The organism is Ideonella lacteola, from assembly GCF_038066555.1.
In the GTDB taxonomy this organism is placed as follows: Bacteria; Pseudomonadota; Gammaproteobacteria; order Burkholderiales; family Burkholderiaceae_C; genus Ideonella; species Ideonella lacteola.
Map to the genome: position 1 here is coordinate 152,991 of NZ_JBBUTG010000010.1, position 24,710 is coordinate 177,700.

24 protein-coding genes are annotated in these 24,710 nt (G+C 66.5%); 13 read left to right on the forward strand and 11 right to left on the reverse strand.

Going from position 1 to position 24,710, the window contains the following annotated elements; all coding sequences use genetic code 11:
- The first annotated feature begins 88 nt into the window (after positions 1-88).
- The 3 genes from purT (at position 89) to AACH06_RS16585 (ending at position 3,083) form a co-directional block, all read left to right on the forward strand.
- Entirely contained in the window at positions 89-1,306 is a 1,218-nt protein-coding gene (gene purT / locus AACH06_RS16575) for a formate-dependent phosphoribosylglycinamide formyltransferase (protein WP_341426852.1), read from the forward strand.
- Between the two features lie 391 nt (positions 1,307-1,697).
- Complete coding sequence (locus AACH06_RS16580) at positions 1,698-2,657, forward strand: chemotaxis protein CheX (RefSeq protein WP_341426853.1); 960 nt, start codon at positions 1,698-1,700, stop codon at positions 2,655-2,657.
- Positions 2,658-2,711: 54 nt separating this feature from the next.
- Positions 2,712-3,083, forward strand: coding sequence for a response regulator (locus tag AACH06_RS16585; protein ID WP_341426854.1), 372 nt, complete (start codon positions 2,712-2,714; stop codon positions 3,081-3,083).
- Between the two features lie 99 nt (positions 3,084-3,182).
- Here the strand turns inward: AACH06_RS16585 and metK are convergent, their stop codons facing one another.
- On the reverse strand, positions 3,183-4,361 hold the full coding sequence (gene metK, locus AACH06_RS16590; protein WP_341426855.1) for a methionine adenosyltransferase: 1,179 nt from the start codon (positions 4,359-4,361) through the stop codon (positions 3,183-3,185).
- 224 nt (positions 4,362-4,585) lie between these two features.
- Here metK and AACH06_RS16595 point away from each other — a divergent pair, with 224 nt between their 5' ends.
- The 5 genes from AACH06_RS16595 (at position 4,586) to AACH06_RS16615 (ending at position 9,318) form a co-directional block, all read left to right on the forward strand.
- Entirely contained in the window at positions 4,586-5,446 is an 861-nt protein-coding gene (locus AACH06_RS16595) for a lysophospholipid acyltransferase family protein (RefSeq protein ID WP_341426856.1), read from the forward strand.
- Between the two features lie 24 nt (positions 5,447-5,470).
- Complete coding sequence (locus AACH06_RS16600; protein WP_341426857.1) at positions 5,471-6,367, forward strand: LpxL/LpxP family acyltransferase; 897 nt, start codon at positions 5,471-5,473, stop codon at positions 6,365-6,367.
- A gap of 396 nt (positions 6,368-6,763) precedes the next feature.
- Complete coding sequence (dapF, locus tag AACH06_RS16605) at positions 6,764-7,645, forward strand: diaminopimelate epimerase (RefSeq protein ID WP_341426858.1); 882 nt, start codon at positions 6,764-6,766, stop codon at positions 7,643-7,645.
- A complete protein-coding gene (locus tag AACH06_RS16610) occupies positions 7,642-8,340 on the forward strand; it encodes a DUF484 family protein (RefSeq protein ID WP_341426859.1) in 699 nt (232 codons plus the stop codon). Before dapF ends, AACH06_RS16610 begins: the two co-directional genes overlap by 4 nt.
- A gap of 57 nt (positions 8,341-8,397) precedes the next feature.
- A complete protein-coding gene (locus AACH06_RS16615) occupies positions 8,398-9,318 on the forward strand; it encodes a tyrosine recombinase XerC (RefSeq protein ID WP_341426860.1) in 921 nt (306 codons plus the stop codon).
- Positions 9,319-9,355: 37 nt separating this feature from the next.
- Here AACH06_RS16615 and AACH06_RS16620 read toward each other — a convergent pair whose 3' ends face one another.
- Entirely contained in the window at positions 9,356-9,937 is a 582-nt protein-coding gene (locus tag AACH06_RS16620; protein ID WP_341426861.1) for a hypothetical protein, read from the reverse strand.
- A 186-nt stretch (positions 9,938-10,123) separates the two neighbouring features.
- Between AACH06_RS16620 and AACH06_RS16625 the strand changes: the two genes are divergently transcribed.
- Entirely contained in the window at positions 10,124-11,488 is a 1,365-nt protein-coding gene (locus AACH06_RS16625) for a M48 family metallopeptidase (RefSeq protein ID WP_341426862.1), read from the forward strand.
- Positions 11,489-11,556: 68 nt separating this feature from the next.
- Complete coding sequence (locus tag AACH06_RS16630; RefSeq protein WP_341426863.1) at positions 11,557-12,792, forward strand: outer membrane protein assembly factor BamB family protein; 1,236 nt, start codon at positions 11,557-11,559, stop codon at positions 12,790-12,792.
- A gap of 84 nt (positions 12,793-12,876) precedes the next feature.
- On the opposite strand, the gene AACH06_RS16635 is transcribed toward AACH06_RS16630, so the two are convergent.
- Both AACH06_RS16635 and AACH06_RS16640 read right to left on the reverse strand, forming a co-directional pair.
- A complete protein-coding gene (locus AACH06_RS16635) occupies positions 12,877-13,269 on the reverse strand; it encodes a hypothetical protein (RefSeq protein WP_341426864.1) in 393 nt (130 codons plus the stop codon).
- A gap of 299 nt (positions 13,270-13,568) precedes the next feature.
- A complete protein-coding gene (locus AACH06_RS16640) occupies positions 13,569-14,453 on the reverse strand; it encodes a hypothetical protein (RefSeq protein ID WP_341426865.1) in 885 nt (294 codons plus the stop codon).
- Positions 14,454-14,970: 517 nt separating this feature from the next.
- Here AACH06_RS16640 and AACH06_RS16645 point away from each other — a divergent pair.
- The 3 genes from AACH06_RS16645 to AACH06_RS16655 are packed head-to-tail and all read left to right on the forward strand — an operon-like array spanning position 14,971 to position 17,135.
- Positions 14,971-15,321, forward strand: coding sequence for a GntR family transcriptional regulator (locus AACH06_RS16645; RefSeq protein WP_341426866.1), 351 nt, complete (start codon positions 14,971-14,973; stop codon positions 15,319-15,321).
- 18 nt (positions 15,322-15,339) lie between these two features.
- Positions 15,340-16,224, forward strand: coding sequence for an ABC transporter ATP-binding protein (locus tag AACH06_RS16650; RefSeq protein WP_341426867.1), 885 nt, complete (start codon positions 15,340-15,342; stop codon positions 16,222-16,224).
- 17 nt (positions 16,225-16,241) lie between these two features.
- The gene (locus tag AACH06_RS16655) at positions 16,242-17,135 is read left to right on the forward strand and encodes a hypothetical protein (protein ID WP_341426868.1); all 894 of its coding nucleotides are present in this window, start codon (positions 16,242-16,244) and stop codon (positions 17,133-17,135) included.
- A 46-nt stretch (positions 17,136-17,181) separates the two neighbouring features.
- Here AACH06_RS16655 and AACH06_RS16660 read toward each other — a convergent pair whose 3' ends face one another.
- From AACH06_RS16660 to AACH06_RS16690, 7 genes are all read right to left on the reverse strand, one after another.
- On the reverse strand, positions 17,182-18,111 hold the full coding sequence (locus AACH06_RS16660; protein ID WP_341426869.1) for an AraC family transcriptional regulator: 930 nt from the start codon (positions 18,109-18,111) through the stop codon (positions 17,182-17,184).
- Positions 18,112-18,146: 35 nt separating this feature from the next.
- Positions 18,147-18,932: an L-iditol 2-dehydrogenase gene (locus AACH06_RS16665; RefSeq protein WP_341426870.1), complete on the reverse strand. Its 786-nt coding sequence runs from the start codon at positions 18,930-18,932 to the stop codon at positions 18,147-18,149.
- A complete protein-coding gene (gene dalD, locus AACH06_RS16670; RefSeq protein ID WP_341426871.1) occupies positions 18,929-20,323 on the reverse strand; it encodes a D-arabinitol 4-dehydrogenase in 1,395 nt (464 codons plus the stop codon). Before dalD ends, AACH06_RS16665 begins: the two co-directional genes overlap by 4 nt.
- Positions 20,320-21,384 carry an ABC transporter ATP-binding protein gene (locus AACH06_RS16675; RefSeq protein ID WP_341426872.1) on the reverse strand — a complete coding sequence of 355 codons (1,065 nt, stop codon included), beginning with the start codon at positions 21,382-21,384 and terminating at the stop codon, positions 20,320-20,322. The genes dalD and AACH06_RS16675 overlap by 4 nt, the downstream gene beginning before the upstream one ends.
- A gap of 16 nt (positions 21,385-21,400) precedes the next feature.
- Complete coding sequence (locus tag AACH06_RS16680; protein WP_341426873.1) at positions 21,401-22,231, reverse strand: carbohydrate ABC transporter permease; 831 nt, start codon at positions 22,229-22,231, stop codon at positions 21,401-21,403.
- 13 nt (positions 22,232-22,244) lie between these two features.
- Positions 22,245-23,102 (reverse strand): carbohydrate ABC transporter permease, encoded by an 858-nt coding sequence (locus tag AACH06_RS16685; protein WP_341426874.1) that lies wholly within the window; start codon positions 23,100-23,102, stop codon positions 22,245-22,247.
- A 97-nt stretch (positions 23,103-23,199) separates the two neighbouring features.
- Positions 23,200-24,516, reverse strand: coding sequence for an ABC transporter substrate-binding protein (locus AACH06_RS16690; protein WP_341426875.1), 1,317 nt, complete (start codon positions 24,514-24,516; stop codon positions 23,200-23,202).
- Positions 24,517-24,710 lie beyond the last annotated feature (194 nt).

Below are 24,710 nucleotides of genomic sequence, written 5' to 3' on the forward strand. Positions count from 1 at the left end.
ACGACAGAACTCGGTGCGCTGATGCGCCGGGTTGGCGACAATCCAGGGTCCAGACCCACAGGGCCGGCGCGGGCCGGTCAGCCGAGATATGAAACCACTGGGAACGCCTCTTTCCAAGGCCGCGATGCGCGTGATGCTGCTGGGCTCGGGTGAGCTGGGCAAGGAGGTGCTGATGGCGCTGCAGCGCCTGGGCGTCGAGACGATCGCCGTCGATCGCTACGACAACGCGCCGGGCCAGCAAGTGGCACACCACGCCCGCACCATCACGATGAGCGATCCTGCCGCGCTGAAGGCCCTGATCGAGGCCGAGCGGCCCGATCTGGTCGTCCCGGAGATCGAGGCCATCGCCACACCGATGCTGGAAGAGCTGGAGGCGCAGGGAGTGGTTCAGGTGATCCCCACCGCTCGCGCTGCCCGCTTGACGATGGATCGTGAAGGCATTCGCCGCCTGGCCGCTGAAACCCTTGGCCTGCCGACCAGCCCCTATCGTTTCTGCAATTCTCAAGAGGAACTGCAGGCGGCGATCGACGGCGCGGACGGCCAGCCGCCCATCGGCTATCCCTGCGTCGTGAAGCCGGTGATGAGCAGCTCGGGCAAAGGGCAAAGCAAGCTCGACGGCCCGGCCGATGTGGCACGGGCCTGGCAGTATGCGATGGCGGGCGGGCGCGTCAGCCACGGCCGGGTCATCGTCGAGGGGTTCATCGACTTCGACTACGAGATCACCCTGTTGACGGTGCGTGCGCTGGGAGCCGACGGGCAGGTCCAAACCCACTTTTGCAGCCCGATCGGCCACAAGCAGGTCAGCGGCGACTATGTGGAAAGCTGGCAGCCTCAACCGATGTCGCCGCTGGCGCTCGAGCGCGCCCAGCAGATCGCGCTGGCGGTGACCAGCAATCTGGGCGGCCGGGGCCTGTTCGGCGTGGAGCTCTTCGTCAAGGCAGACCAGGTGTGGTTCAGCGAGGTCAGCCCCCGACCGCACGACACCGGCATGGTGACGATGGCGACCCAGTGGCAGAACGAGTTCGAGCTGCATGCCCGTGCCATCCTCGGCTTGCCGGTGGATACCTCGCTGAAGAGCCCGGGCGCCAGCGCGGTGATTTATGGCGGCGTCGAGGCGCAGGCGGTGGTGTTCGACGGGGTGGCTGAGGCTCTGTCGGTGCCGAACTCTGACCTGCGCCTGTTCGGCAAGCCCGAAAGCTTCGTCAAGCGCCGTATGGGGGTGGCGTTGGTCCACGACGCCGATGTGGACACCGCGCGCCGGCAGGCGGTGCTGGCGGCCAGCAAGGTCAAGCCTCGGGCGGTCTGACAAAGCGGTGAGCGGACCGCCCAGGGGCCACGCGGCTGGGCGCGGCCGGTCCATGCACGGCGTCGGAGAGGCTGAGAGTCTTTCGCCGATGCTCGTCTTGAACCCCCAAACGCCCCGGCTCTTCGTTGCAAATGCTCGCCATAGCCCGAGCTATGGCTGTGCTTTGCGCCTCGATCCGGGTCGCCTGGGTGCCCCTTTCGGGCACCGTCGAAAAACTCTCAGCCTCTGAGCGCTCGCCGGCCGTTGTCGTGGACGGCGACACACATCCGGCCCTTGGTGAAGGGGGTCGCCAGGGCGGCACTTAAGCCACCGGCTACGGCGACCGATAAGCAGACGAGACCGGCCCGGCAACCGCCGGGTCGCCGACGTCACTTAGCCGCGCCTGACCACCATGTCCGACGGATCCACGCTGGCCGCCAAGGTCCTGCTGCTCGAACACGATCCCCGCCACTACCAGGCCCTGTGGGATTTCGCACAGTCTCTGGGGCTCGTGGTGCTGCCGCGCAGTGCCGTGGAGGCCTTGTCCACGCTGAGCCAGCACAAGGATCTGGGTGGGGTGATGCTCGCCGAAGACCTGCCGTGCGAATCCGGCGACGCACTGGGCTTGGCCGCCGCCATCCATCGGCAACGGCCCGAACTGCCGATCTTCTTGCGCCGCACGGGCAGCCACCCGCTGACCGACGACCAGTCACGCATCATCGCGCACCCGTGGACGGAGATGGGAACCCTCGGCGAGGCCATCGAGCGCAGCCTGTTCAGCCTGCGCTACCCCACCGAACTGGTCAACGGCATCGTCGAGCTGACGAGCAGCGCCATCCGATCGATGTTTCCCCACGCGACGGTCACCAACGAGCCGGCGTATGTGGTGCATGACCGCATCATCTTCGGCCAGGTTTCAACGCTGATCGCACTCGAAAGCACCTGGTGTCGCGGCTACATGATGCTGCAGACCGAGGAAAGCGCGCTGCGCCAGGGGATGATGCAGGGCTTCGGCTACGAAGGTGTGGGCGGCGACCTGAGCTTCCGCGAGCTCAATCACCTCTTGGGCGAAACGACCAATCTGATTTGGGGCGCCTTCAAGAACCGCTACATCCCGCCCAAGGCGTTTGCCAACCAGCAAACCCAGGTGCCTATCGTGATCAACCACGAGCACAAATACATCTCGTTCGGCTCGCAAGACCCGCAGCTGTGCGTGCGCTACCAGCTGGCCGATCCGCGCCGACCCGGGCTGCCGCCGTTGATCATCGTGCAGCGCTTGATCTTCAATCTGCTGTGGTCGCCTGAGAAGTTCACCGAGTTTTCGGCGCCGTCCGAGACGCCGGTCACCACCGGCGAGCTCGAGCTGTTTTGACGCGGCGATCCGCCGCATTCCGTCCAACGTTTGTTCCGCTCAAGGTACCTGCCCATGGCTCAAGTCCTGGTCGTCGACGATTCCAGCACGATGCGAGAGATCGTCTGCAGCTTCCTCAGCCAGAACGGCTTCGATGTGGCCGTGGCCAACGATGGCCGAGATGGCCTGGCTCAATTGAACAAGGATCCCGGCATCCGGCTCATCGTCAGCGATGTGAACATGCCCAACATGGATGGCTTGACCATGGCGGAGAAGATCCGTACCGAGCTGGGCAACAAGGATGTGCGGATCGTGATGCTGACCACCGAAGACAACACGGCCATCCGAGCCCGTGGCCGCGAGATCGGGGTCACCGGTTGGATCGTCAAGCCCTTCCGCGGCGAGGCGGTGCTGGGCCCCTTCAGGAAGTTCTGCGGCCTGGCTTGAGCTGCACGCGACAAAGAACAAGGGCGCCGGGGGCGCCCTTGTTGCTTGTGGGACAGGGTGGCGGCCGGCGGTCTGGCCGCCCGCCGTCACGTCAGCGCTTCAGCGCCCCGCCGCCGCACGCAGGGCGGCGGCCTTGTCGGTACGCTCCCAGCTGAATTCCGGCTCTTCACGGCCGAAGTGGCCGTAGGCGGCCGTCTTCGAGTAGATCGGGCGCAACAGATCGAGCATCTGGATGATGCCCTTGGGACGCAGGTCGAAGTGCTCGTTCACCAGGGCGGCGATCTGCTCGTCCGGGATCACGCCCGTGCCCTCGGTGTAGACCGTCACGTTCATCGGGCGGGCCACGCCGATCGCATAGGCCACCTGGATCTGGCACTGCTTGGCCAGGCCGGCCGCGACGATGTTCTTCGCGACGTAGCGGGCGGCGTAGGCGGCCGAGCGGTCGACCTTGGTGGGATCCTTGCCCGAGAAGGCGCCACCACCGTGCGGGCAGGCGCCGCCGTAGGTGTCGACGATGATCTTGCGCCCGGTCAGGCCGCAGTCACCCTGCGGGCCGCCGACCACGAAGCGGCCGGTCGGGTTGACGAGGTACTTGGTGTCTTGCAGCCACTCTTTCGGCAGCACCGGCTTGATGATCTCTTCGATCACCGCCTCGTAGAACTCGGGCTTCATCTTGTCGCCCAGGCTCATCTCCGGGGCGTGCTGGGTCGACAGCACGACGGTGTCGATCGAATGCGGCTTGCCGTCGACATAACGCATCGTCACCTGGCTCTTCGCGTCCGGGCGCAGGAAAGGCAGGCGACCATCCTTGCGCAGTTGCGCCTGGCGCTCGACCAGACGGTGCGCGTAGTAGATCGGCGCGGGCATGAGCTCGGGCGTCTCATCGCAGGCGTAGCCGAACATCAGCCCCTGGTCGCCGGCGCCGATGTTCAGATAGTCGTCGCTGGCGCGGTCCACACCCTGGGCGATGTCGTTGCTTTGCTTGTCGTACGCGACCAGCACCGCACAGCCCTTGTAATCGATGCCGTACTCGGTGTTGTCGTAGCCGATGCGCTTGATGGTGTCCCGCGCGACCTGGATGTAGTCGACATTCGCCTGGGTCGTGATTTCGCCGGCCAGCACCACCAGACCGGTGTTGCACAGCGTTTCCGCGGCGACACGAGACAGAGGGTCTTGCGTGAAGATCGCGTCGAGGATCGCGTCGGAGATCTGGTCGGCGACCTTGTCCGGGTGGCCTTCCGAAACCGATTCGGAGGTGAAGAGATAATCGTTCGCCACGTTCACGTTGCTTTCTGGTTGCGGGTTCAAGACTGAGCCGAATCGGCTTTGCGTCGTCCCACTTGGCAACCGGGCAAGGGCGGCGAACGCTTTAGCGGTATTTGGCGGGCGGCTCCATGAGCTCAGCCCTGCAGGCGCGCCCAAGGCGTTTGCCTGTGTCGCCCCGCAAGTTGTCCTCTTAACTCGGCGACAAACCCGATTATAAAAGGCCTCGCCTGTCGATCATGACGTTGTTTATGCGCTGGCTGTCACGCTGGCCGCTGGCTTGGTTGCATGCGCTGGGTGCCCCGTTGGGATGGGCCACTTGGCTGCTGTCGCCCAGCTATCGCCGGCGCGTGGCCGCGAATGCAGAATTGGCTGGGCTGACGGCAGCTGAACGACGGCGCTCCATCGCCGAGGCAGGCCGCCTGGTGGCGGAGGTGCCGTGGGTCTGGTTCATGCCGGCGGATCGCCGGGTCAGTGACCATGTGCAATGGCACGGCGAGTCCTTGATCGAGGAGGCCTTGAAGGCCGGGCGCGGTTTGCTGCTGCTCACGCCGCACCTGGGCAGCTTCGAGGTGGCCGCCCGCGCCGCCGCCGAGCGTTTCGACAAGCCGATCACGGTGCTGTACCGGCCCGCCCGCAAGGCTGCGCTGCGGCGGCTTGAGGAGACGGCGCGGGCACGCCCAAACATGGCGACGGCGCCAGCGTCGCTCACCGGGGTGCGCCAGATGCTGCGCGCCCTCAAGCGCGGCGAAATGGTCGGCCTGCTGCCCGACCAGGTGCCACCCGAGGGCCAGGGCGTCTGGGCACCGTTTTTCGGCAAGCCGGCCTACACGATGACGCTCGCCGCCCGCCTGGCGCAGCAGACGGGAGCCGCGGTGGGGTTGGCATGGTGCGAGCGCCTGCCGCGAGGCAGGGGATACTCGATCCACCTTGCGCCGCTCGTTCGGCCCTTGCCGAGCGATCCGGCCGATGATGTCGGCGCGGCGACCGTGATCAATGCCTCGATGGAGCGGGCCATTCGCGCGCTGCCCACCCAGTATTTATGGGGCTACAACCGGTACAAATCACCCCGCAAGCCCAAGCCTGGCGACGGCAGCTGAAGACAGACGACGGAGTAAGACACGATGGATTGGTGGGGGCGCGTCGGTGCACGCGCGCTGCTGGGGCTGCTGTGGCTGGTTCACTGGTTGCCATTGAGTGTTCAGGCTGCTCTGGGGCAGGCTCTGGGCGGCTTGCTGCATGGCCTGGCGCGGCGTCGGCGCCGCATCGCCTTGCACAACCTGGCGCTGTGCTTTCCTGACTGGCCGCCTGAAAAGCGTGCCGCGGTCGTGCGAGAGCACTTTGGCTGGCTCGGGCGCAGCCTGATCGAGCGAGGCCTCATCTGGTATGCGCCGGCCAGCCGGCTCAAGCGCCTGATTCACGTGGAAGGCGAGGTCGACTTTGCCGAGCGACACCCAGGCCCGGTGATGTGGCTCGTGCCGCATTTCATGGCGCTGGATGTCGCGGGCATGGCGACCCAGTTGTTCCAGAAGCGGCGGGTGGCATCGATCTACCAGCGGCAGAGCAACGAGGTGTTCGACGAGCGGATGCGCACGGGCCGGCTGCGATTTGGCAATGCCGAGATCTTCTCGCGCCACGAAAAGGCCCTGCCGTTGGTGCGGGCGATCAAGCGCGGGGCCGTGTTCTTCAACCTGCCGGACATGGACTTTGGCCGAAAGGACGCGGCATTCGTGCCCTTCTTTGGCGTGCCGGCGGCGACCCTGCTGGCCCCCGCGCGCATGTCCTCCAGCCTGGGTCTGACGGTGCAGCCGGTGATCGCTGAGATGTTGCCCGGCGGCCAGGGCTATCGGGTGCGGTTTCTGCCGCCGTGGAAGGATTTTCCCGGCGCTGACGACGAGGTGCAGGCCACCCGCCGCATCAATGCCTTCATCGAAAGCGAGATCCTGCGGTCGCCTGCCCAGTACCTGTGGGTGCATCGGCGGTTCAAGACGCGTCCGCCGGGCGAGGCCAAGCTGTACTGACAGGCCGCTGACCTGCCGCTGACCGACCGCACGCGCATGGCGCGGCCCACTGCGAGGCGGGACATCGGCCGGCGCAGGGGAATGCGGCCTGACCGGGGCCCGCCTCCCAGCAGGGCCCCGGCGGCCGCTGGAGCAAAGGTGCCGGCCCGGCGGCTTGACGGGCCGCCTGGCCGGCTGCGATGACAGCGCGACGAGCCCAGTGTGCTCCCCGCCCTGGCGGCCTGACACTGTCAGGTCTTACAGGGTGGCCTCGTGCCAGGGCAATCGGTGCCCAAGAGTTCTCGCCCTGCGACCCGCTACGGCGCTCGGCCGGGGGGCTCCGTCGGCGGCTCGCGCATCGGAACACCCGGTGACCCCGGCGCCCTGGTCCTCCGCCCCAGCGCCGATAATCGGCCGATGCGTGTCCGTTTCACCAAGATGCATGGCGCCGGCAACGACTTCGTCGTGCTGGACGCCACCCGCGCGCCGCTCGCCCTGAACACAGCGCAGCTGCGCCACCTCGGAGACCGGCGTTTCGGCGTCGGGGCCGATCAGATCCTCGTCGTGGAGCCTGCCACCCAGGCCGGTGTGGACTTTCGCTACCGCATCTTCAACGGTGCCACCGGTGCCGAAGTCGAACACTGCGGCAATGGGTCGCGCTGCTTCGTCCGCTACGTGCGTGAGCATGGCTTGACCGACCGGGACACCATCCGCGTCGAGACGATGAACAACCTGCTCGAATTGCGCCAGCAGGCCGACGGCCGCGTGACGGTCGACATGAACAGGCCGGTGTTCGAACCGGCGTTGGTGCCGTTCAACACCGAAGGCTTGCAGGCCCGCGAGCAGAACGCGTTTGCCCTCTGGCCACTCGATTTGCCCGATGACCGGCGTGCGCGTCGCCCGGGCACCCGAGAGGTCGAAGTGGCGGTGCTGTCGATGGGCAACCCGCACGCGGTGCTGCGGGTGGAGAACGTCAACGAGGCGCCCGTGGCCGAACTCGGCCCCTTGATCGAGGCGCATCCGCGCTTTCCGCGCAAGGTGAATGTCGGCTTCCTGCAGGTGCTCAGCCGCCAGCAGGTGGCACTGCGGGTGTTCGAGCGTGATGCGGGCGAGACACTGGCCTGTGGCACCGGGGCTTGTGCCGCGGTGGTCGCAGGCATCCGCCTCGGCTGGCTCGACCCGCATGTCGACGTGGACATGCGAGGCGGTCGCCTCACGGTGCAATGGGCCGGCGGGGACGCCAGCGTGCTGATGACCGGCCCGGCCGAAACGGTTTTTGAAGGGGAGATCGAGCTGTGACAGTGACCACCGGTGTACAAGGGATCACCGAGGCGGACATTGCCGCCTACCTGGCCAACACGCCCGGGTTCTTCGAGCGCCAGGCCGAGTTGCTGGCGACCATTCAGCTGGCCAGCCCGCACGGCGGCCGCGCCGTCTCGCTGCAGGAGCGGCAGATGGAGATGCTGCGCGAGCGCATCAAGGGGCTCGAGCGCCGGATCATCGACATGATCCGCGCCGGCCACGACAACGAGGCACTGGTCGGCAAGATGCATCGCTGGACCCGCGCCGTGATGCTGGCGCGAAGCACCATCATGCTGGGCCAGGTGCTCGTCGAAGAGCTGAAGCACGAGTTCATGATCCCGATGGTGGCCTTGCGTCTGTGGGGCGTGGCGCCGTCGCATGCGGGCCTGCCCTGGGCGCAACCGGTCAGTGACGATCTCAAGACCTTTGCCTCCAGTCTGGCGGCACCGTACTGTGGGCTCAACAGCGGGTTCGAAGCCGCCCAATGGCTGGCCACCGATGGCACGCCAGCGCAATCGATCGCCTTGATCCCACTGCGCCTGGGCACAGGCACCAGCGAGTGCTTCGGCCTTCTCGTGCTGGGTTCGCCCGATGCGCTGCGCTTCCAGAGCGACATGGGCACCGAGTTCCTGCAGCACGTGGGCGAGTTGGCCAGCGCCGCCATGGCGCGCGCACTGGCCGATGGCGTCTGAGATGGAGCCCGGGCCAGGCGCGCGCGGCACCACCCGTTCGCGACGCGCCGGCTGCCCATGACGCCTTCGCCACCGATCGACAGCTACCTCACCCACTTGCGCACCGAGCGCCGCGTCGCGGCGCGCACGCTTGCCGTGTACGGCGATGCGCTGAGTCGTCTGCGCACAGGCTTGGAAGGCCTGCACATCGGTCTGGATGCCGTGCAGCCCCACCATGTGCGCACGCTGATGGCCCAGGCGCACGCCGGCGGGCTGTCACCCCGCAGCCTCGCGCTGATGCTCTCGGCCTGGCGCGGCTTCTACCGTTGGTGGGGCTTGCAGGGGGCAGTGAAGCTGAACCCGGTCGACGGCGTGCGCGCCCCCAAGGCGGGTAAGCCCTTGCCCAAGGCGCTGCCGGTGGATCAGGCGGTGGCCCTGGCCGATGAACTGCCCGAGCACACCGACCCTGCGCTGGCCGCGCGCGACCACGCCATCGTCGAGCTGCTCTACGGCAGTGGCCTGCGCGTGGGTGAGCTGGTGGGGCTGGACTGCCAGGCTGGCGACGCTGCCCTGGGTTGGGTGGATCTGGTCGATGGCAGCGCGCAGGTGCGCGGCAAGGGCTCGAAGTGGCGCAACGTGCCCGTCGGTGGGCCGGCGGTGCAAGCCCTGCGGGCCTGGCTGGCGCTGCGGCCCGGCGTGGCCGGTGCAAGTGAGCCGGCGCTATTTGTCAGCCGTCGCGGCACACGGTTGTCCACCAGCCAGGTGCGTACCCGATTGAAGGCCTTGGCCCTGCAGGCTGGCCTGCCCACCTCGGTGCACCCGCACATGCTGCGCCACAGTTTCGCCTCGCACCTGCTGCAGTCCAGCGGTGACCTGCGTGCGGTGCAAGAGCTGCTGGGGCACGCCAACATCAGCACGACGCAGGTCTACACCAAGCTGGACTTCCAGCACCTGGCCAAGGTGTACGACGCCGCCCACCCCCGGGCCAAGCGCAAATAGCGCCGCCCACGCGTGGGGCCGCGGCGCGGGTGTCAGCTCAGTTGGCGGCCGCCGGCTTGTCTTCCACCGAGCGGATCAGCGTGATGCGGCTGCCGTCGCCGTCGGCCGACACGTTCACCATCACGTTTTCGTGGGCCTTCGAGTCGTTGATCGACAATGACATGCCGTTGTCTTCGGACGACGAGTCGAACACCATCTTGCCTTCACCGGCTGTCTTCAGCTTGTCGCGGTACCAGGTGGACACCGTCTTGGTGCTGTCGCTGGAATGCAACTCGATGGACATCATCTCGCCGCCGCCGTTCTTGATGCGCGTGCCACTGTTATCGGATGGCTTGGCGCCCGGGTAGAACGGGATCTTCACATCGGCTTCCGTCAGCTGGGCCGAACCCATCTCCATCTTGAAGGCCTTGCCGTGCTCATCGGTGCCCTCGGCCGTGACGCCACCCTTGGTCAGGTCGACCTTGGCGTTGCCGCCGTTCTGATTGATCTGGGCCTCCATCATCTTCTCGGCGGCCTTCTCTCCGGCGATCTCCGAGACCTTGCCGCAGCCGGTCAGGGCGAGTGCGAGGCCGGCCAAGGCCAGGGCGGTTCGAGAGGCGTTGAGGGTGTGTTTGCGCATGGGTTCCTCCATCTTTGCGTCGATCGGCGCGGATTGTGAGGGTCCACAACGCACCGGCGCCTGGGCCGGTGGACTTGAAACTAGGGGCTGGCCGCGGTGCCGCCATGCCAATGGTTGGCCACCAGCGCGGCCGCTGACAATCTGCACTTTCCTTCACCGGGTCCTTCACCAGAGGACGAGCGCGCAATGGTTGGTCAACTCTCCACCTCCTGGCGTTTCCCTGTTCTGGCCTGCTGGCGGCTCGTCGTGGCGTGCGGCTGGCTGCTGGTTGTGCTCATTGGCGCGACGGCCCTGCCGGCGCGAGCCGCCCATGCGCCGGCACCCACCTTCGAGGTCCGCGCCGTCGATGAAGCCTGGCGCGCCGCCTTGCCCATGGCGCCTGAAGCCGCCACGCGGGCCTACCTTGATCGCCTCTCGCCCCAAGCCCGTGCACGCTCCGATGCCTACTTCGAAGGCGGCTACTGGCTGATCCTGTGGAATGCGCTGCTCGGGCTGGGCATGGCCGCGCTGCTGTTGTGGACACGGCCCTCGGCCGCCGTGCGCGACTGGGCACGCCGCGTGGCGCGTTGGCGCTGGCTCGCCGATGCGCTCTACGGGGCGTTCTACGGCGTGGCCACCTGGGTTTTGTCGCTGCCGCTGACGATCTACGAAGGCTTCGTGCGCGAGCACGCCTACGGCATGGCCACGCAGGACTTTGGCGCCTGGTTCGTCGAGCGCCTGGTCTCGCTCGCGGTGATGACGCTGGTGCTGGCCTTTGCCGTGTCGCTGCTGTATGCAGTGCTGCGCCGCGCGGGCGCGGCCTGGTGGATGTGGGCCACCGGCGTGACTCTGGGGCTGATGACCCTGGGCGTGATGGTGGCCCCGGTGTGGATCGATCCGCTGTTCAACACCTACAAGCCGGTGGAAGACGGGCCGATCAAACGTGCGGTGCTGGCGATGGCGCACGCCAACGGGGTGCCTGCCGACAACGTCTACGAGTTCGACGCGTCGCGGCAGACGACGCGCGTCAGCGCCAATGTGTCGGGCATCGGCAGCACGGCTTCGGTGCGGTTGAACGACAACCTGCTGCGCCGTTCCAGCGACGCTGAGATTCGCGCGGTGATGGGTCATGAGATCGGCCACTACGCGATGAACCACATCACCAAGTCGCTCGTGCAGATGGGCGTGCTCATCCTGTTGGGCTTCGCTCTCGCCGCCTGGGCGATGCGCCGCCTGCTGGATCGATTTGGGCCGCGTTGGCAGATCGCCCCCGGCCCGCAAGGCGTGGCCGATGTGGGCAGCCTGCCTTTGCTCGTCGGGCTGATCGGCCTGTACATGTTCGTGGCCACGCCGGTCACCAACACCATCGTCCGCACGATGGAGGCCGAAGCTGACATGTGGTCACTCAATCTCGCTCGCGAGCCACTGGGCTTGGCTGAAACCATGCTCAAGCTGGCCGAATACCGCAAGACCGAGCCTGGCCCGATTGAGGAAATGGTCTTTTTCGATCATCCCAGTGCCCGCAGCCGTATCCTGATGGCGATGCGCTGGCGCGAGCAGCAACTGCCCTGAGCTCGGCCCCCGAGCCGAGCGGCGCTCCATCCGCCCCGCGTCGCCCTTCTTCTTGTCGTGGTGGTGTCATGAGCGTTTCCAGACCGATGCTGTTCTTTCGTTCAGGGGCCCGTTCATGGCGTGGCACGGCGCTGTGCGCGATGCTGGTGGCTGCGGCTCCGCTGGGCGTGGCCCACGCGCAGTGGGCTCAGGACGGGGCCGTCGCGGCCAAGACCTACGCCAACACCGCCGAAGCGGTGCTCAGCCGCCACAACGCGCAGCAACTGGCGCCACGCTGGCAGATGATGATCGGCCAGTTCTACGCCAGCAGCGCCACCGAGGCCGACGGCCGGTTGTTCACCTGCTCGAACCTGTATGGCTCGTCGGCACTGGCCCCGACGACCGGCGAGTTCCTCTGGAGCCGCTCGAACACCGCCGGAGGCGACTGCGGCAACCCGGCCTTGTCTCAAGGCGTGGCTTACCTGGCCAGCTCGTCTTACACGCCCAGCAACCGCAACCTGCTGACCGCGGTCGATCAGGCGACGGGCCAGGCGCAATGGACAGCCGAGTTGCCGGCCGGCCCGGACTATCTGGGGGTGGGTTTCGGCCCGGCGGTCGATGGCGGCCGGGTGTTCCTGAGCACGGGGCGCGATGCCATCGTCGCGGTCGATGCCAGCAACGGCTCGGTCCTGTGGCAAGCCAGCACCGGCGGCGGCGTGGTGCTGAACAACGATGTCGCCGTGGCGGATGGCCGGGTCTTCGCGAGCACCTGGCACGAGTGCTGTGAAAGTGCCTTGCGCCAGCTGTTCGCGTTTGATGCGGTCTCTGGCGCGCCGCTGTGGGTGGCCGAGGTCGATGGCACCAACATGCAACACGCTGCGATGGCACTCGGCCGTCGCGTCATCGTCGGCAGCGACAGCGGCATCGTTCGCGCATTCGCGGCGCGGGATGGCCGCCTGTTGTGGAGCCGTGCACTGGAAGGCTACCTGTCGGCGCCGCTGGTGGGGCAGGGCGCCCGCGTCTACGCGGTCTCGGGCAACCGCCAGGTGCAGGCGCTCGACGCGGCCACCGGCGAGGTCGTGTGGCGCCGTGCCCTGCCGGGCACCTACCAGGTGGCGTCAAACATGGCCTGGGCCAATGGCGCGCTGTATGTCACCGTGCAAGATTTCAGCGGCGACAAGCGCCTGGCCGTGCTGAACGCCGCCACGGGCCATACCACCGCGGCGGTGCCCCTGTCCATCCGCGGCAGCTTCACCAAGCTCAGCGTCTCCGACGGGCAGGTCTACCTCAGCAGCGAAGGGCAGCTCACGGCGCTCGGGCTCTGAGGCTGCTCATCCGCCTGTCGTGCGCAGCCCCCTTGTCGGTGGTGTGGCGCGTCGAGGTGGACGCAGAGACCGCGTCCGCGTGGGTCAGAGCTTCACGCGATTCAGCGTCAAGACGAACGATTGCCCTTTCCCGTCCGTACCCGTCCATCGCTGAGTGACGGTGACCGTGTCCGGCGCCACCCTTTCCCAGCAGAAGGAACTCGGTGCGTTGACAGGCTCAAAGCACGCCTTTGATGCGCTCAACGACGTGGCCTTCCAGGTGAACTGACCCCACGTCGACGTGATCACGCCGTCTCTGAGGGCCACGGTGCTTTCATCCGTGGCCTTGTTGAAGGCGGAGTCCGCATGGCGGATGGAGCGAAGCACCGTGGGCTCGGCCAGCACGTACTCATCAAAGAAATCCTTCCCATCGGGGCCCACGCCTTTCCAGCGACCTTCAAGAAACTTGATCTGAGAGAAACTGGATTCGTCGAACATGGGGGTCCCGGCTGAGAGGTTGAAACTGGCGGCCATGCAGAAGAGGGCTACCGTCGTCCTGAGGAAGGGTGTGGGGCCAAGATGCATGTCGGGTGACGCCCAATGTTCCAAGAAAAGGAGGGGTTGGGCGCCTGGCGGCCACATGCCCCCTTGCTGCATGACATGCGCGGCGAGACCCAACGAGAGCGCCGACTTTGCCTGTGCACGAGCGTTCAGGCAATACCTGCGCCCATCCCGTCAAGCCAGGAGGCGCCGCGCGCCGACCCAAGGGCCGTGTCACCTGACGCCGGGGCTTCGCCTCACTGCGGGTAGGTGTTCGCGCAGGTGAAGTCCGTCTGTGCCTTCTTGAACTGAGCGTCCCACTCGCTCGACCAGCCGAAGGCCTCCGTGGCCTGGGCCTTGAGGTTGTACTTGGCCGCTCCGCTCCAGAAGTGGACGAACTCGCCCCAATTCAGATCACGCGCGTACGAGTTGCCGTTCTTCGTGAAGCACTGCGACAACAGGCTGAAGTAGTTGTTCAGTGTCCCGGTGCCGCCGTGCCGCTTGTAGATCGGGTAGAACCAATCGCGAAACCAGTAAGTGTTGGCACGCGGGAAGTCGTCGTGCTGCGCGAGGACCTGGTTCCTCCAGCGCTTGGCCTCGTCGCCCATCTGCAGCCCCTTGTAGACGTCGTAGATGAAGATCTCGGCCCACTTGCTGTCGCGCCAAATCGAGAACGCCGGCGACCCGTGCACCCCCTTCGAGGCGCCCTCGACGATGTGCGCGACTTCGTGCGTCACGATATCCAAGTCGCCGCCGGTGCCTGAGATCCAAGGCCCGGCGCCCACGTCGATGACGTTGCGGAAGTCGTGGCTCGAATCGAAGTACGTGGACGGATGGCCGCCGCTGTATTTGCCGGTGTGAAAAACAGCGAACAGGCGCTTGTCGTTGCCGAAGGCTCCGTAGTTCTTTTTTGTGTAGCGCCAGACGTCGCTTAGGTAGCCGTTCATCCAGGTGATCGAGTCATCGACATCGTCGTCGAAATAGACGGCAACGTTCGGGTCGTAAAACACGCGTGTCAGATTCTGGTTGTGCTCGAACCAGTGCTCTTGCCAGCGCGTCGGGGGAGCGTCTGCCGCCACCGCGGCAGCAGAGAAGACCGAGCCGGCGACCAGGGAGAGCGTCAGCAGTGTTTGATGGATCATCGTGTCACGGCAAAAAAGGTTCAGGACCAGCAAAGGGTGAAAGCGCTTTCTGAGCGCGCGTCGGAGCGTACCGATGGTCCTGCTCGGCGTGGGTCTCCAGATGTCCAGCGTTGTATCGCCTGGTTTGTTTGACCCGATTCACTCCAGTTCGACCACGGGCTTCTCTCGTGGTGGTGGTGCGTCTTTACCGCAGCGGGTCAGTGGTCGCCCTCAGGTTCCATTCCTGTCCGTCTGCACCGCTGTGTCGGCGTCCGCCTGCTTCGCTCGCACCTGTTCGGTACGGCGGCGCCACCGACAGAGTTCAGCGTTGAGCGCAGACAGTTCCAGTCTCTGCGCAGTCCGACAGCAGGTCTGCCTGGGGTGAGAAAACGACGGCCGGGGCTGCAACTCGTCCGCCCGATCTGCATCCTGTCGCACCGCGGCAGACAGGCCGCCGCGTCTTCCCTACAGTGTTCTACATCAGTAACACACCTGCCGTCCTCTTCGGGGCGGTGGGTTCAGCCACAAGGGGAAGGCGATGCCAACCTGGGATGACCGCCAGCCGATTTACCGGCAACTGGCCGACCGCCTGGCCGGTGCGCTGCTCGACGGGCACCCGCCCGAAGGCGAGCCGATGCCATCGGTGCGGGTGCTGGCGGCGCAGTACATGCTCAACCCGCTGACGGTGGGGCGGGCGCTGCAGGCGCTCACCGACGACGGCCTGCTCGACAGCCGGCGCGGGCTGGGCCTGTTTGTCCGGGCAGGCGCACGCGACAAGCTGCGGGCTCTGGAGCGGCAGCGGTTCCTGGAGCAGGAGTGGCCAGCACTCCGCACCAAGCTGCGCCGCCTGGGCCTGCAGATGGATGAACTGAGCTGGGAAGAGGCCTGACGCCTGAGGGGGACAACGATGAACCAGACCCAAGACACACTGATCCGCGCCGAGAACCTCTCGCTGAACTACGGCAAGAAGCGCGCGCTGGACAACCTGAACTTCAGCATCGGCAAGGGCCGCGTGGTCGGCCTGCTGGGCCACAACGGTGCCGGCAAGACCACGCTGATGAAGGCGCTCGTCGGCGTGCAGGCGCACGAGGGGCGGCTGGACGTGCTGGGCTTCGAGCCCCAGCGCGACCGCGTCAAACTGCTGGAGCAGGTGACCTACATCCCCGATGTGGCCATCCTGCCGCGCTGGGCCCGCGTGGAGCAATTGGTCGAGCTGATGAGCGGCCTGCATCCGAAGTTTTCGGCCGACCGCGCCCGCGAGCTGCTGCGCCGCACCAGTGTGAAGCTCACCGACAAGGTCAAGGCCTTGTCCAAGGGCATGGTGGCGCAAACGCACCTGGCGCTGATCGCAGCCGTGGATGCGAAGGTGATGATCCTGGACGAGCCGACGCTGGGCCTGGACGTGCTCAGCCGCAAGTCGTTCTACGAGATGCTGATCGACGAGTGGTGCGACGGCGAGCGCAGCGTGCTGATCTCGACCCACCAGGTCGAAGAGATCGAAGGGCTGCTGTCGGACGTGATGATGCTCAACGAGGGCAAGCTGGTGCTCAACATCCCGCTCGACCAGATCGACGACCGTTTCGTGGCGCTCAAGCACGATCCGCAGGCCGCCGAGGCGATCGCCGCCGCCCACCCCATCCTGCGCTATCGCCAGCAGGGCGAAGCGGCAGCGCTGTTCGATGGTGCGCCGCCGGCCCATGTGGCTTCGCTCGGGCAGCGCATGCGCCCGAGCCTGGTCGACCTGTTCGTCGCGCTCACCCGCGCACCCGAAATCAACCCGCAGCAGCGCTGAACAAGAGGAGCGGTTCGATGCAAACCTTCAAGACCCTGTTGCTGCGAGAGTGGATGCAGCATCGTTTCGGCTGGCTGTTGCTGGCCGGTATCCCGATGGCCATCATGCTGCCGCTGTTGAGCGTCGGCTCCATCCAGGTCGGCGAAAACGGGCACCTGCCGCCGCCGCTGGTGATCGCGGTCACCTTCGCGGCGGGCTATCTCGCATTCCTGATGGTGCTGATCGGCGGCTCAGTGGCCATCCAGGCCCCGGGCTTGGCGCGTCGCGATCGGCAAGACCGGTCAATCGAGTTCTGGCTCTCGCTGCCCACCAGCCATTCCGCCAGTGTCGGCGCCACCGTGCTGATGAATGTGTGGCTGCTGCCTTTGGTGGCCTTCGGCATCTCGGCCGTTGGCGCGGTCATCTGTGCGCTGATCGCGGTGCTGCGCGTTCATGGCGCAGACGGCCTGCTGCAGATGTCGTGGGGCACGCTGGCGTCGTTGCTGCTGATGGGTGTGGCGCGCCTGGGGCTGGGGATGGTGCTGGGCACCCTGTGGCTGTCCCCCTTCATCCTGGCGGCCATGGCCTTGTCGGCCTGGCTCAAGCGTTGGGGTGTGGCGGTGGGCGCCGGGGTGCTGCTCATCGGCAGCCAGGTGCTGGACAAGGTCTACCACCAGCCCTGGCTGATCGAGCAGCTTGCGCAGCAGATGGAGCATGCCGGCTGGGCTTTGCTGCCGACGATGCAGGGCCGGCAGGACTTCGATCTGGACAAGAGTGGTTCGGTGTCGCAGTTGTTGGGCGACATGGGCCACTGGATAGCGCAGGACACCCTGCTCGCCCTGGGCGATCTGGCCACCCCACGGTTCCTCGTCACGCTGGTTTTGGCGGCCTCGTTCTTCGGCTTGATGGTGTTGCGCCGGGCCCGTCCATAGCCAACCTCCGGCCCGCTGATCAGCGGGCCGCGAACGCAGCGCGCGGTCAGGGGGCCCCGCCGAAACGCCGATCGGATTGCTTGCGGAATTCGGTCGGCGTCATGCCCTTGATCTCGAGGAAGCGCCGGTTGAAGTTGGCCACGTTGTTGAAGCCGACTTCGTAGCAGATGTGGGTGACCAACCGGTCCGAATCCATCAGCAGCTGGCAAGCCCGCTGCACCCGCACGCGGTTGACGAAATCGGTGAAGGTGTTGCCCGTCGCGCGGCGAAAGAAGCGCGAGAACCGGCTCTCGCTCATCGCCAGGCTGGCGGCGATTTCCGAGGCCACCAGCGGCTGGGACACATCAGCCATGATGCGCTGCACCACCGCGTTGATCTGGTCGAGTTGCTGGTCGTCGTCGGCCGATTGCATCTGCACGCTCGACAGCAGCCGATAGTCGGTGCACTGCGCCATGTCGGCCAGCAGCGTCGTGAAGGCGGCCAGCCGCTTCAGGCCCCGGCTTTGGCGGATGGCGTGCCACTGTCGCTCGGCGGAGTCGCCCAGGCCGAAGAACTCGATGCCGTGGCGCGCTCGCTCCAGCATCGGCAGCACCTCGGCCAGCTCTGGCCATTGCTCGGCGGCGTGTGCGATCGGGCCGTGGGCGAACTGGATCACCAGGTCGCGCAGCGGCACGCCTTGCTCGGGTACGTCGGTCGACACCCAGTTGTGCGGCAGCCGCGGGCCGCAGAGCACCAGGTGGCCCGGCTGGAATGGCCCGATCCAGTCGCCCACGAAGGCCTTGCCCGAGGTGGCGGTGATCAGGTGCAGCTCGTACTCGTCGTGGTGGTGCCAGCGGGCCAGCGGCGTCGGAAAGCCATGGGCCAGGCAGCGGATGAACCCCACGTCTTCCGGCGCCTCGTAACCCAGCGCCGGGCTGCGGGCGAAGTCTCGCTCCAGCTCGGGCTGCCGTTGGCGTGGAAGGTGGCGTGCAGTCATGTGAAGAGATGGTGCCACGCGAGAGACTGAATCCGTCAGCTCATCACCGAGCCGCCGTCGACATTCAGCGTCTGCGCGGTGATGTAGGCTGACTCGTCGCTGGCCAGGAACACGGCGGCACCCGTCAGGTCGTGCGGCCGGCCCATGCGGCCCAGCGGCACCGCCTCGCCGACCCGCCGCTTCTTCTCGCCCAGCGGCAATTGCTCGTAGCGGGCGAACAGCGCATCCACGTGGCCCCACATCGGGGTGTCGATCACGCCGGGGGCGATGGCGTTCACGCGGATGCCGTGGGGCGCCATCGCCAGCGCGGCGCTCTGCGTGTAGCTGATCACCGCCGCCTTGGTGGCGCAGTAGTGCGAGACCAGGGCTTCACCACGGCGACCCGCCTGTGAGCTGAGGTTGATCACGCTGCCGCTGCGCTGCGCCGCGACCATCCGAGCCAGCACCTTCTGCATCACGAAGAACATCGCCTTCACGTTGACCGCGAAGAGGCGATCGAACATGGCCTCGTCGCTGTCGAGCAGCGGCGCCATGTCGAAGATGGCCGCGTTGTTGAACAGCACGTCGACGATGCCGTTCTGCGCCTCCGCCAGCGCCAGCAGCGCGTCCACCTCGCCGGGGCGGGTCACATCGGCGCTGCAATAGTGCAGGCGGCCGCCGGTGGCCTCGTTCATCGCTTGAAAGGCCGGTGACGGCTCGGCAGGCAGGTCGACCACCGTGCAACGTGCCCCTTCGCGCGCGAAGGCTTCCGCCACCGCCATGCCGATGCCGCCACCGGCGCCCGTCAGCAGCGCGTGTCGTTCGTGAAGGCGTGGGTTCATGAGGCTTGGTTGATGAAGGCGGCCACACGGGCGCTGGCCTGGCGCAATGCGGCCACCAGCCGCGCATCGCCGGCCTGCGCTCCCCACAGCACGGGCAACGCCGCCAGCGCACTCACCGGATCGTCGGCGTCACACACGGCCGCGGCCACCGACGGGTCCATGGCCTGGTCCTGGTAGTCGTAGGGCAGGGCACCGCGCCGCCAGCGTTGCAGAAAGGCGAGGAACAGCGCCGGCAGCATCGCCACGCTGTCGATCGATTCACCCCGTGCCAGTCGCTCGCGCACGGTGGGGGCGATGAAACCGGGGATCTTCGAGAACCCGTCCATCGCGACACGCTGGTTGGTGTCGCGTATCGCCGCGTTGGCGAATCGGTCGAGCACCGTGTCGCGGTAGTTGGCCAGGTCGAGCGGGCTTGGCGAGAGCACCGGGATGGCATCGTCGGTCGCGTAGGCGAAGGCCATCTGGCGGATGGCGGCGTCGCGCGTGCCCTCGTGGATGTAGTCGTAGCCGCGCAGCGTGCCCGCCCAGGCGATGCAGCTGTGCGTGGCGTTGAGCAGCCGGATCTTGGCCTCTTCATAGGGCGCCACCGAGTCCACCATCTCGACACCCACCGCCTCCCAGGCGGGCCGGCCGGCAGCGAACCGATCTTCGATCACCCACTGGATGAACTGCTCGCCCATCAGGGCTGCCGGGTCGTCCACGCCGGTGGCGGCGAGCACGCGCTGCCGCACGGCGTCGGTGGGCCGCGGGGTGATGCGGTCGACCATCGCGTTCGGGCTGGTCGTGTGGGTCTCGACCCACGCTCTCAGCGCCGCGTCGCCCAGCCGATCGATGAACTGCAGCAGGCCGCTGCGCGAGCGATCGCCGTTGTGCCGCAGGTTGTCGCAGTTCAGCAGCGTGACCGGGCCGCTGCCGCGCCGCATGCGCTCTCGCAGCATCGCCGTGAGTGCGCCGTAGATGGTGCCGCCGGGTCGTTGTTGCTGTGCCGCGGCCACGTCAGCCGACAGGTCGGGGAAGCTGAAATCCAGCTCGTTGCGGGCATCGAGGTAGTAGCCCGCCTCGGTGACGGTGAACGAAATGATGCGGGTGTTGGGCTGGGCTGCCGCCTCGATCAGGCCCGACAATGAAGGCTCGAACGGGTACACCCGGCGGATCGAGGTGATGCGCTCATAGCGCACCTGGCCATCGGGCGCCACGGTCTCCAGCATGTAGGCGCCGCCTTGGTGGCGCAGCGCTTCGATCACGTCGGGCATGTCGTCGCGCAGATGGCCGCCTTCCAGCGCCCAGCCGAGATCACCTGTTTGCTGAAGCGCATGCAGGTACACCGCCTGGTGGGCCCGGTGGAACGAGCCCAGCCCGAGGTGCAGCATCACGAAGGGGGCTTGGTTCATGCGGCCACCTTCACGGGGGCTGCCGCACCATGGCGGGTGACGCGCCCTTGCGCATCAAAGAGGTGGGCGGCGTCGGCATCGATGGCCACGCCCACCGTCTGCCCCACCTGCAAGAGCGTTCGTGTGGCCTGGCGGGAGACGAGCTGGGCCCCTCCTTCGGTGCTGAGGTAGATCAACGTCTCGGCCCCCAGCGCTTCCAGCAACTCGACGCGGCCGTTGAACGGCCCTTGGCCCGCGGGCACGATGGTCACGCTTTCGGGGCGCAGGCCCACGAATCCGGCCGGTGGCACCGGCAGGCCGCACACGTCTTCGAGCTGCGGCACCTGCGACGCGGGCACCACATTCATCTGCGGCGTGCCGATGAATTGCGCCACGAACTGGTTCGCGGGCTTGTCGTACAGCTCCAGCGGTGTGCCCACCTGCTCGATGCGGCCGTCGCGCAGCACCACCACGCGGTCGGCCAGGGTCATGGCCTCGACCTGGTCGTGCGTCACATAGATGGTGGTGGCGCCCAGCTCACGGTGCAGCCGTGCGATTTCGACACGTGTCTGCCCACGCAGCGCCGCATCCAGGTTGGAGAGTGGCTCGTCGAAGAGAAACACCTTCGGCGAACGCACGATCGCCCGGCCGATGGCAACCCGCTGTCGCTGACCGCCCGAGAGTTCTTTGGGTGTGCGTTGCAGGTAAGGGGTGAGGTTCAGGATACGCGCCGCGCGCTCGACCTTGTCGCGGATCACGGCGGGATCCGCCTTCGCCAGCTTGAGCGCAAAGCTCATGTTCTCGAACACGCTCATGTGCGGGTACAGCGCATAGCTTTGGAACACCATCGCCAGGTCGCGTTTGGACGAGGGGGCATCGGTGATGTCGCGTCCGTCGAGCATCAGGCTGCCATCGGTGATCGTCTCCAGCCCGGCGATCAGGCGCAGCAGCGTCGATTTGCCGCAGCCCGAGGGGCCGACGAAGACGATGAATTCGCCCTGCTGGATCGCGAGATCGATGCCGCGGATGGTGTGCACCGGGCCGAAGTGCTTCTGGATGCCCTTCAGTTCGAGGTAGGCCATGTGGAGATCCTTGATGTCACTTGACGGCGCCGAAGGTCAGGCCCTGCACCAGCTGCTTCTGGCTGAACCAGCCGAAGACGACGATCGGGGCGATCGCCAGCAGTGAGGCGGCCGACAACTTGGCCCAGAACAGCCCCTCGGGGCTGGAGTACGAGGCGATCAGCGTGGCCAGCGTGCCGGCATTGCTGGAGCTGAGGTTGAGCGACCAGAAGGCCTCGTTCCACGACAGCACCAGGCACAACAGGCCGGTGGATGCGAGGCCGCCCATGCCCAGCGGCAGCAGCACCAATCGGGCCTCCTGCCAGAGCGTGGCGCCGTCCATGCGCGCGGCTTCGAGGATCTCCGACGGGATGTCCTTGAAGTGCGAATACAGCATCCACACCATGATCGGCAGGTTGCTCATCGTGAAGACGATGATCAGGCTGAGGTGGGTGTCCAGCAGCGAGGCCTTCTGGGCCAGCACGTAGATGGGCACCAGGGCGCCCACCGCAGGCATCATCTTGGTCGAGAGCATCCACATCAGGATGTCGCGGGTGCGCGGGCTGCGAAAGAACGCCATCGAGTAGGCGGCGGGCGCCGCGATGGCCAGGCCCAGCAATGTCGAGATCACGCTGGTGATCACCGAGTTCTTCGCGTACAGCAGGTAGTCGCTGCGCTCGTTCACGGTGGTGAAGTTCTCCAGCGTCGGCTCGAAAACCAGCAGCGGCGGCACATGGATGGCCTGCATCTCGGTCTTGAAGGCGGTCAACACCAGCCAGCCCAGCGGGAAGAAGAGCAACAGCGTCACCAGCCAGGCCGCGATCGTTCGCAGCACCAGCGCGGTGGGAAAAGGCGTCGGTCGTGCCATGGCGTGCGCTCCCTCAGTCCAGGTTCTTGCCGATCAGGCGGATGAGGAAGATGGCGGCCACGTTGGCCAGCAGCACCGCGAACAGGGCACCGGCCGAAGCCACCCCCGCATCGAAGCTCATCAGCGCCTGCTTGTAGATCAGGAACGCGACGTTCGTGCTCGCGTCTCCCGGGCCGCCGCCGGTGGTGGTGTAGATCTCGGCGAACACCGAGATCAGGAAGATCATCTCGATCATGATCACCACGGCCATCGATCGCGCCAGGTGCGGCAGCACCATGTAGCGAAGCTGCTGCAGGTAGGTGGCGCCGTCCATGCGAGCCGCCTCCAGTTGCTCTCGGTTGAGCGATTGCAGCGCCGTCATGAAGATCAGCGTCGCGAATGGCAACCACTGCCAGCTGATCATGATGATCACGCTCAGCAGCGGCCACTGGGTGAGCCAGTCCACTGGCTCGGCGCCAAAGAACTTCCAGACCTGCGCGAGCACGCCGTAGATCGGGTTCATCATCATGTGCTTCCACAGCAGCGCGTTCACCGTGGGCATCACAAAGAACGGCGAGATGAGCAGCACGCGCACGAGGCCGCGGCCCGGGAAGGGCGCGTCGATCAGCAGCGCCAGGCCGGTGCCCAGCACCACGGTGATCACGATCACGCTGCCCAACAACCACAGCGTGTTCAACACGGAGGCGGTGAACGACGGATCGGTGACGAAGAATTCGAAGTTCTGCAGCCCGATGAAGCCCGTGGCCTCAGGTTGCATCAGGTTGAAGCGGATGACGCTGAAGTACAGCGTCATCGCCAGCGGCACGATCATCCACAAGAACAAGGTGGCGACCGCGGGCGCCATCAAGGCGCGGGGCAGCAATCGGTTCATCGGGGCACTCCCCCGTCCCGAGGCGGCGCGTGCCGCCGCGGGACGGGTGTCATTCACAGGGGCAGTGGCGGGCGGCGGAAGGCCGCCGCCCCGGGCCTCACTTGTAGTACCCCGCCTTGCGCATTTCGCGATCGGCCGCCACTTGCGAGGCCTTCAGCGCCTCATCCACCGTGGCCTTGCCCGCCAGCGCCGCGCTCATCTGCTGGCCCACCGCGATGCCGATCGAGGCGAACTCAGGGATGGCAGCGAACTGCACGCCGACATACGGGCTCTTGGGCAGCGTGGCGTCGTTCGGGTTGGCCGACAGCATCGCGCGCTGCTCGGCCGCCGCGAACTTCGCGGCCTGGCGGAATTCGCGCGTCAGGTAGGTCGACTTGCGGGTGCCCGTCGGCACGGCGGCCCAGCCTTCTTCCTTGGCGACTAGCTTGATGTAGTCCTTCGAGGTCGCCCAGTTGATGAACTTCTGCGCCGCGTCCGGGTTCTTCGCGCTGTTCGGGATGGCCAGTGCCCAGGCCCACAGCCAGTTCGCACCCTTGTCGGTCACGGCCGACGGGGCCTGCACAAAGTCCACCTTGTCGGCGACCTTGCTCTGCTTCGGGTCGCTCACGAATGAGGCCGCGATGGAGGCGTCCACCCACATGCCGCACTTGCCTTCGTTGTACAGCGCCAGGATTTCATTGAAGCTGTTGGCCGAGGATCCAGGCGGCCCGTACTTCTTCAGCATGTCCACGTACAGGGTGACGGCATCCTTCCAGGCCTTGGACTCCAACTGCGGCTTCCAGCTCAGGTCGAACCATTGGCCGCCGAAGGCATTGACCATCGTCGTGATGAAGGCCATGTTGTCGCCCCAGCCCGGCTTGCCGCGCAGGCAGATGCCGTAGACGCCGTTGGCCGGGTCGTGCATCTTGGCGGCGGCGTCGCGCACCTGGTCCCAGGTGGGGCGGTCGGCGAACTTGATGCCGGCCTTGGTGGCGAGGTCGGTGCGGTACATCAGCATCGAGCTTTCGCCGTAGAAGGGGGCGGCGTAGAGCTTGCCGTCGACCGACAAGCCGTTGCGGATGGCCGGCAGCACGTCGTCCACGTCGTAGGCCGCATCGGGCTTCAGCTCTTTCAGCCAGCCCTTCTTGCCCCAGATCGGCGTTTCGTACATGCCGATGGTCATCACATCGAATTGGCCGCCCTTGGTGGCGATGTCGGTGGTCACGCGCTGGCGCAGCACGCCCTCTTCGAGCACCACCCACTTCAGCTTGATGTCGGGGTTGGCCGCCTCGAAGTTCTTGCCGAGCTTCTGCATCTCGATCATGTGCCCGTTGTTCACGGTGGCAACGACCAGCTCGGTGGCAGCGTGGGCTCCGAGGCCGGCCAGGCCCAGGACGGCGGCCGCGCAGGCGGCCCGGATGGCGTGGATCTTCATCGGTTGTCTCCTTGGTCTTTGAGGCGGTGCCGCGCCGGACGCTAAGGCGCTGGCGAGGGCCTCATCTTGCGATGACCGCCCATGCGGTATTGATACCCGGGTGGTTTCAACTGGTACTCGGTTGCACAGGTTGTTCCTGGTTTTCCCCAGTTCAGTAGAAATTCGTACAGGTGTCGATCGGCTGTTGCGGTGGC

What these genes read in the sequence shown, in the direction of transcription:
- AACH06_RS16645 (WP_341426866.1), top strand. Translation starts at nt 14,971, where the DNA reads ATGCCAACCTGGGATGACCGCCAGCCGATTTACCGGCAACTGGCCGAC.
- AACH06_RS16580 (WP_341426853.1), top strand. Translation starts at nt 1,698, where the DNA reads ATGTCCGACGGATCCACGCTGGCCGCCAAGGTCCTGCTGCTCGAACAC.
- AACH06_RS16595 (WP_341426856.1), top strand. Translation starts at nt 4,586, where the DNA reads ATGACGTTGTTTATGCGCTGGCTGTCACGCTGGCCGCTGGCTTGGTTG.
- AACH06_RS16680 (WP_341426873.1), bottom strand. Translation starts at nt 22,231, where the DNA reads ATGGCACGACCGACGCCTTTTCCCACCGCGCTGGTGCTGCGAACGATC.
- AACH06_RS16635 (WP_341426864.1), bottom strand. Translation starts at nt 13,269, where the DNA reads ATGTTCGACGAATCCAGTTTCTCTCAGATCAAGTTTCTTGAAGGTCGC.
- AACH06_RS16690 (WP_341426875.1), bottom strand. Translation starts at nt 24,516, where the DNA reads ATGAAGATCCACGCCATCCGGGCCGCCTGCGCGGCCGCCGTCCTGGGC.
- AACH06_RS16630 (WP_341426863.1), top strand. Translation starts at nt 11,557, where the DNA reads ATGAGCGTTTCCAGACCGATGCTGTTCTTTCGTTCAGGGGCCCGTTCA.
- AACH06_RS16685 (WP_341426874.1), bottom strand. Translation starts at nt 23,102, where the DNA reads ATGAACCGATTGCTGCCCCGCGCCTTGATGGCGCCCGCGGTCGCCACC.
- AACH06_RS16625 (WP_341426862.1), top strand. Translation starts at nt 10,124, where the DNA reads ATGGTTGGTCAACTCTCCACCTCCTGGCGTTTCCCTGTTCTGGCCTGC.
- AACH06_RS16650 (WP_341426867.1), top strand. Translation starts at nt 15,340, where the DNA reads ATGAACCAGACCCAAGACACACTGATCCGCGCCGAGAACCTCTCGCTG.
- AACH06_RS16660 (WP_341426869.1), bottom strand. Translation starts at nt 18,111, where the DNA reads ATGACTGCACGCCACCTTCCACGCCAACGGCAGCCCGAGCTGGAGCGA.
- dalD (WP_341426871.1), bottom strand. Translation starts at nt 20,323, where the DNA reads ATGAACCAAGCCCCCTTCGTGATGCTGCACCTCGGGCTGGGCTCGTTC.
- AACH06_RS16600 (WP_341426857.1), top strand. Translation starts at nt 5,471, where the DNA reads ATGGATTGGTGGGGGCGCGTCGGTGCACGCGCGCTGCTGGGGCTGCTG.
- AACH06_RS16640 (WP_341426865.1), bottom strand. Translation starts at nt 14,453, where the DNA reads ATGATCCATCAAACACTGCTGACGCTCTCCCTGGTCGCCGGCTCGGTC.
- AACH06_RS16585 (WP_341426854.1), top strand. Translation starts at nt 2,712, where the DNA reads ATGGCTCAAGTCCTGGTCGTCGACGATTCCAGCACGATGCGAGAGATC.
- dapF (WP_341426858.1), top strand. Translation starts at nt 6,764, where the DNA reads ATGCGTGTCCGTTTCACCAAGATGCATGGCGCCGGCAACGACTTCGTC.
- AACH06_RS16665 (WP_341426870.1), bottom strand. Translation starts at nt 18,932, where the DNA reads ATGAACCCACGCCTTCACGAACGACACGCGCTGCTGACGGGCGCCGGT.
- AACH06_RS16655 (WP_341426868.1), top strand. Translation starts at nt 16,242, where the DNA reads ATGCAAACCTTCAAGACCCTGTTGCTGCGAGAGTGGATGCAGCATCGT.
- purT (WP_341426852.1), top strand. Translation starts at nt 89, where the DNA reads ATGAAACCACTGGGAACGCCTCTTTCCAAGGCCGCGATGCGCGTGATG.
- AACH06_RS16620 (WP_341426861.1), bottom strand. Translation starts at nt 9,937, where the DNA reads ATGCGCAAACACACCCTCAACGCCTCTCGAACCGCCCTGGCCTTGGCC.
- AACH06_RS16615 (WP_341426860.1), top strand. Translation starts at nt 8,398, where the DNA reads ATGACGCCTTCGCCACCGATCGACAGCTACCTCACCCACTTGCGCACC.
- AACH06_RS16675 (WP_341426872.1), bottom strand. Translation starts at nt 21,384, where the DNA reads ATGGCCTACCTCGAACTGAAGGGCATCCAGAAGCACTTCGGCCCGGTG.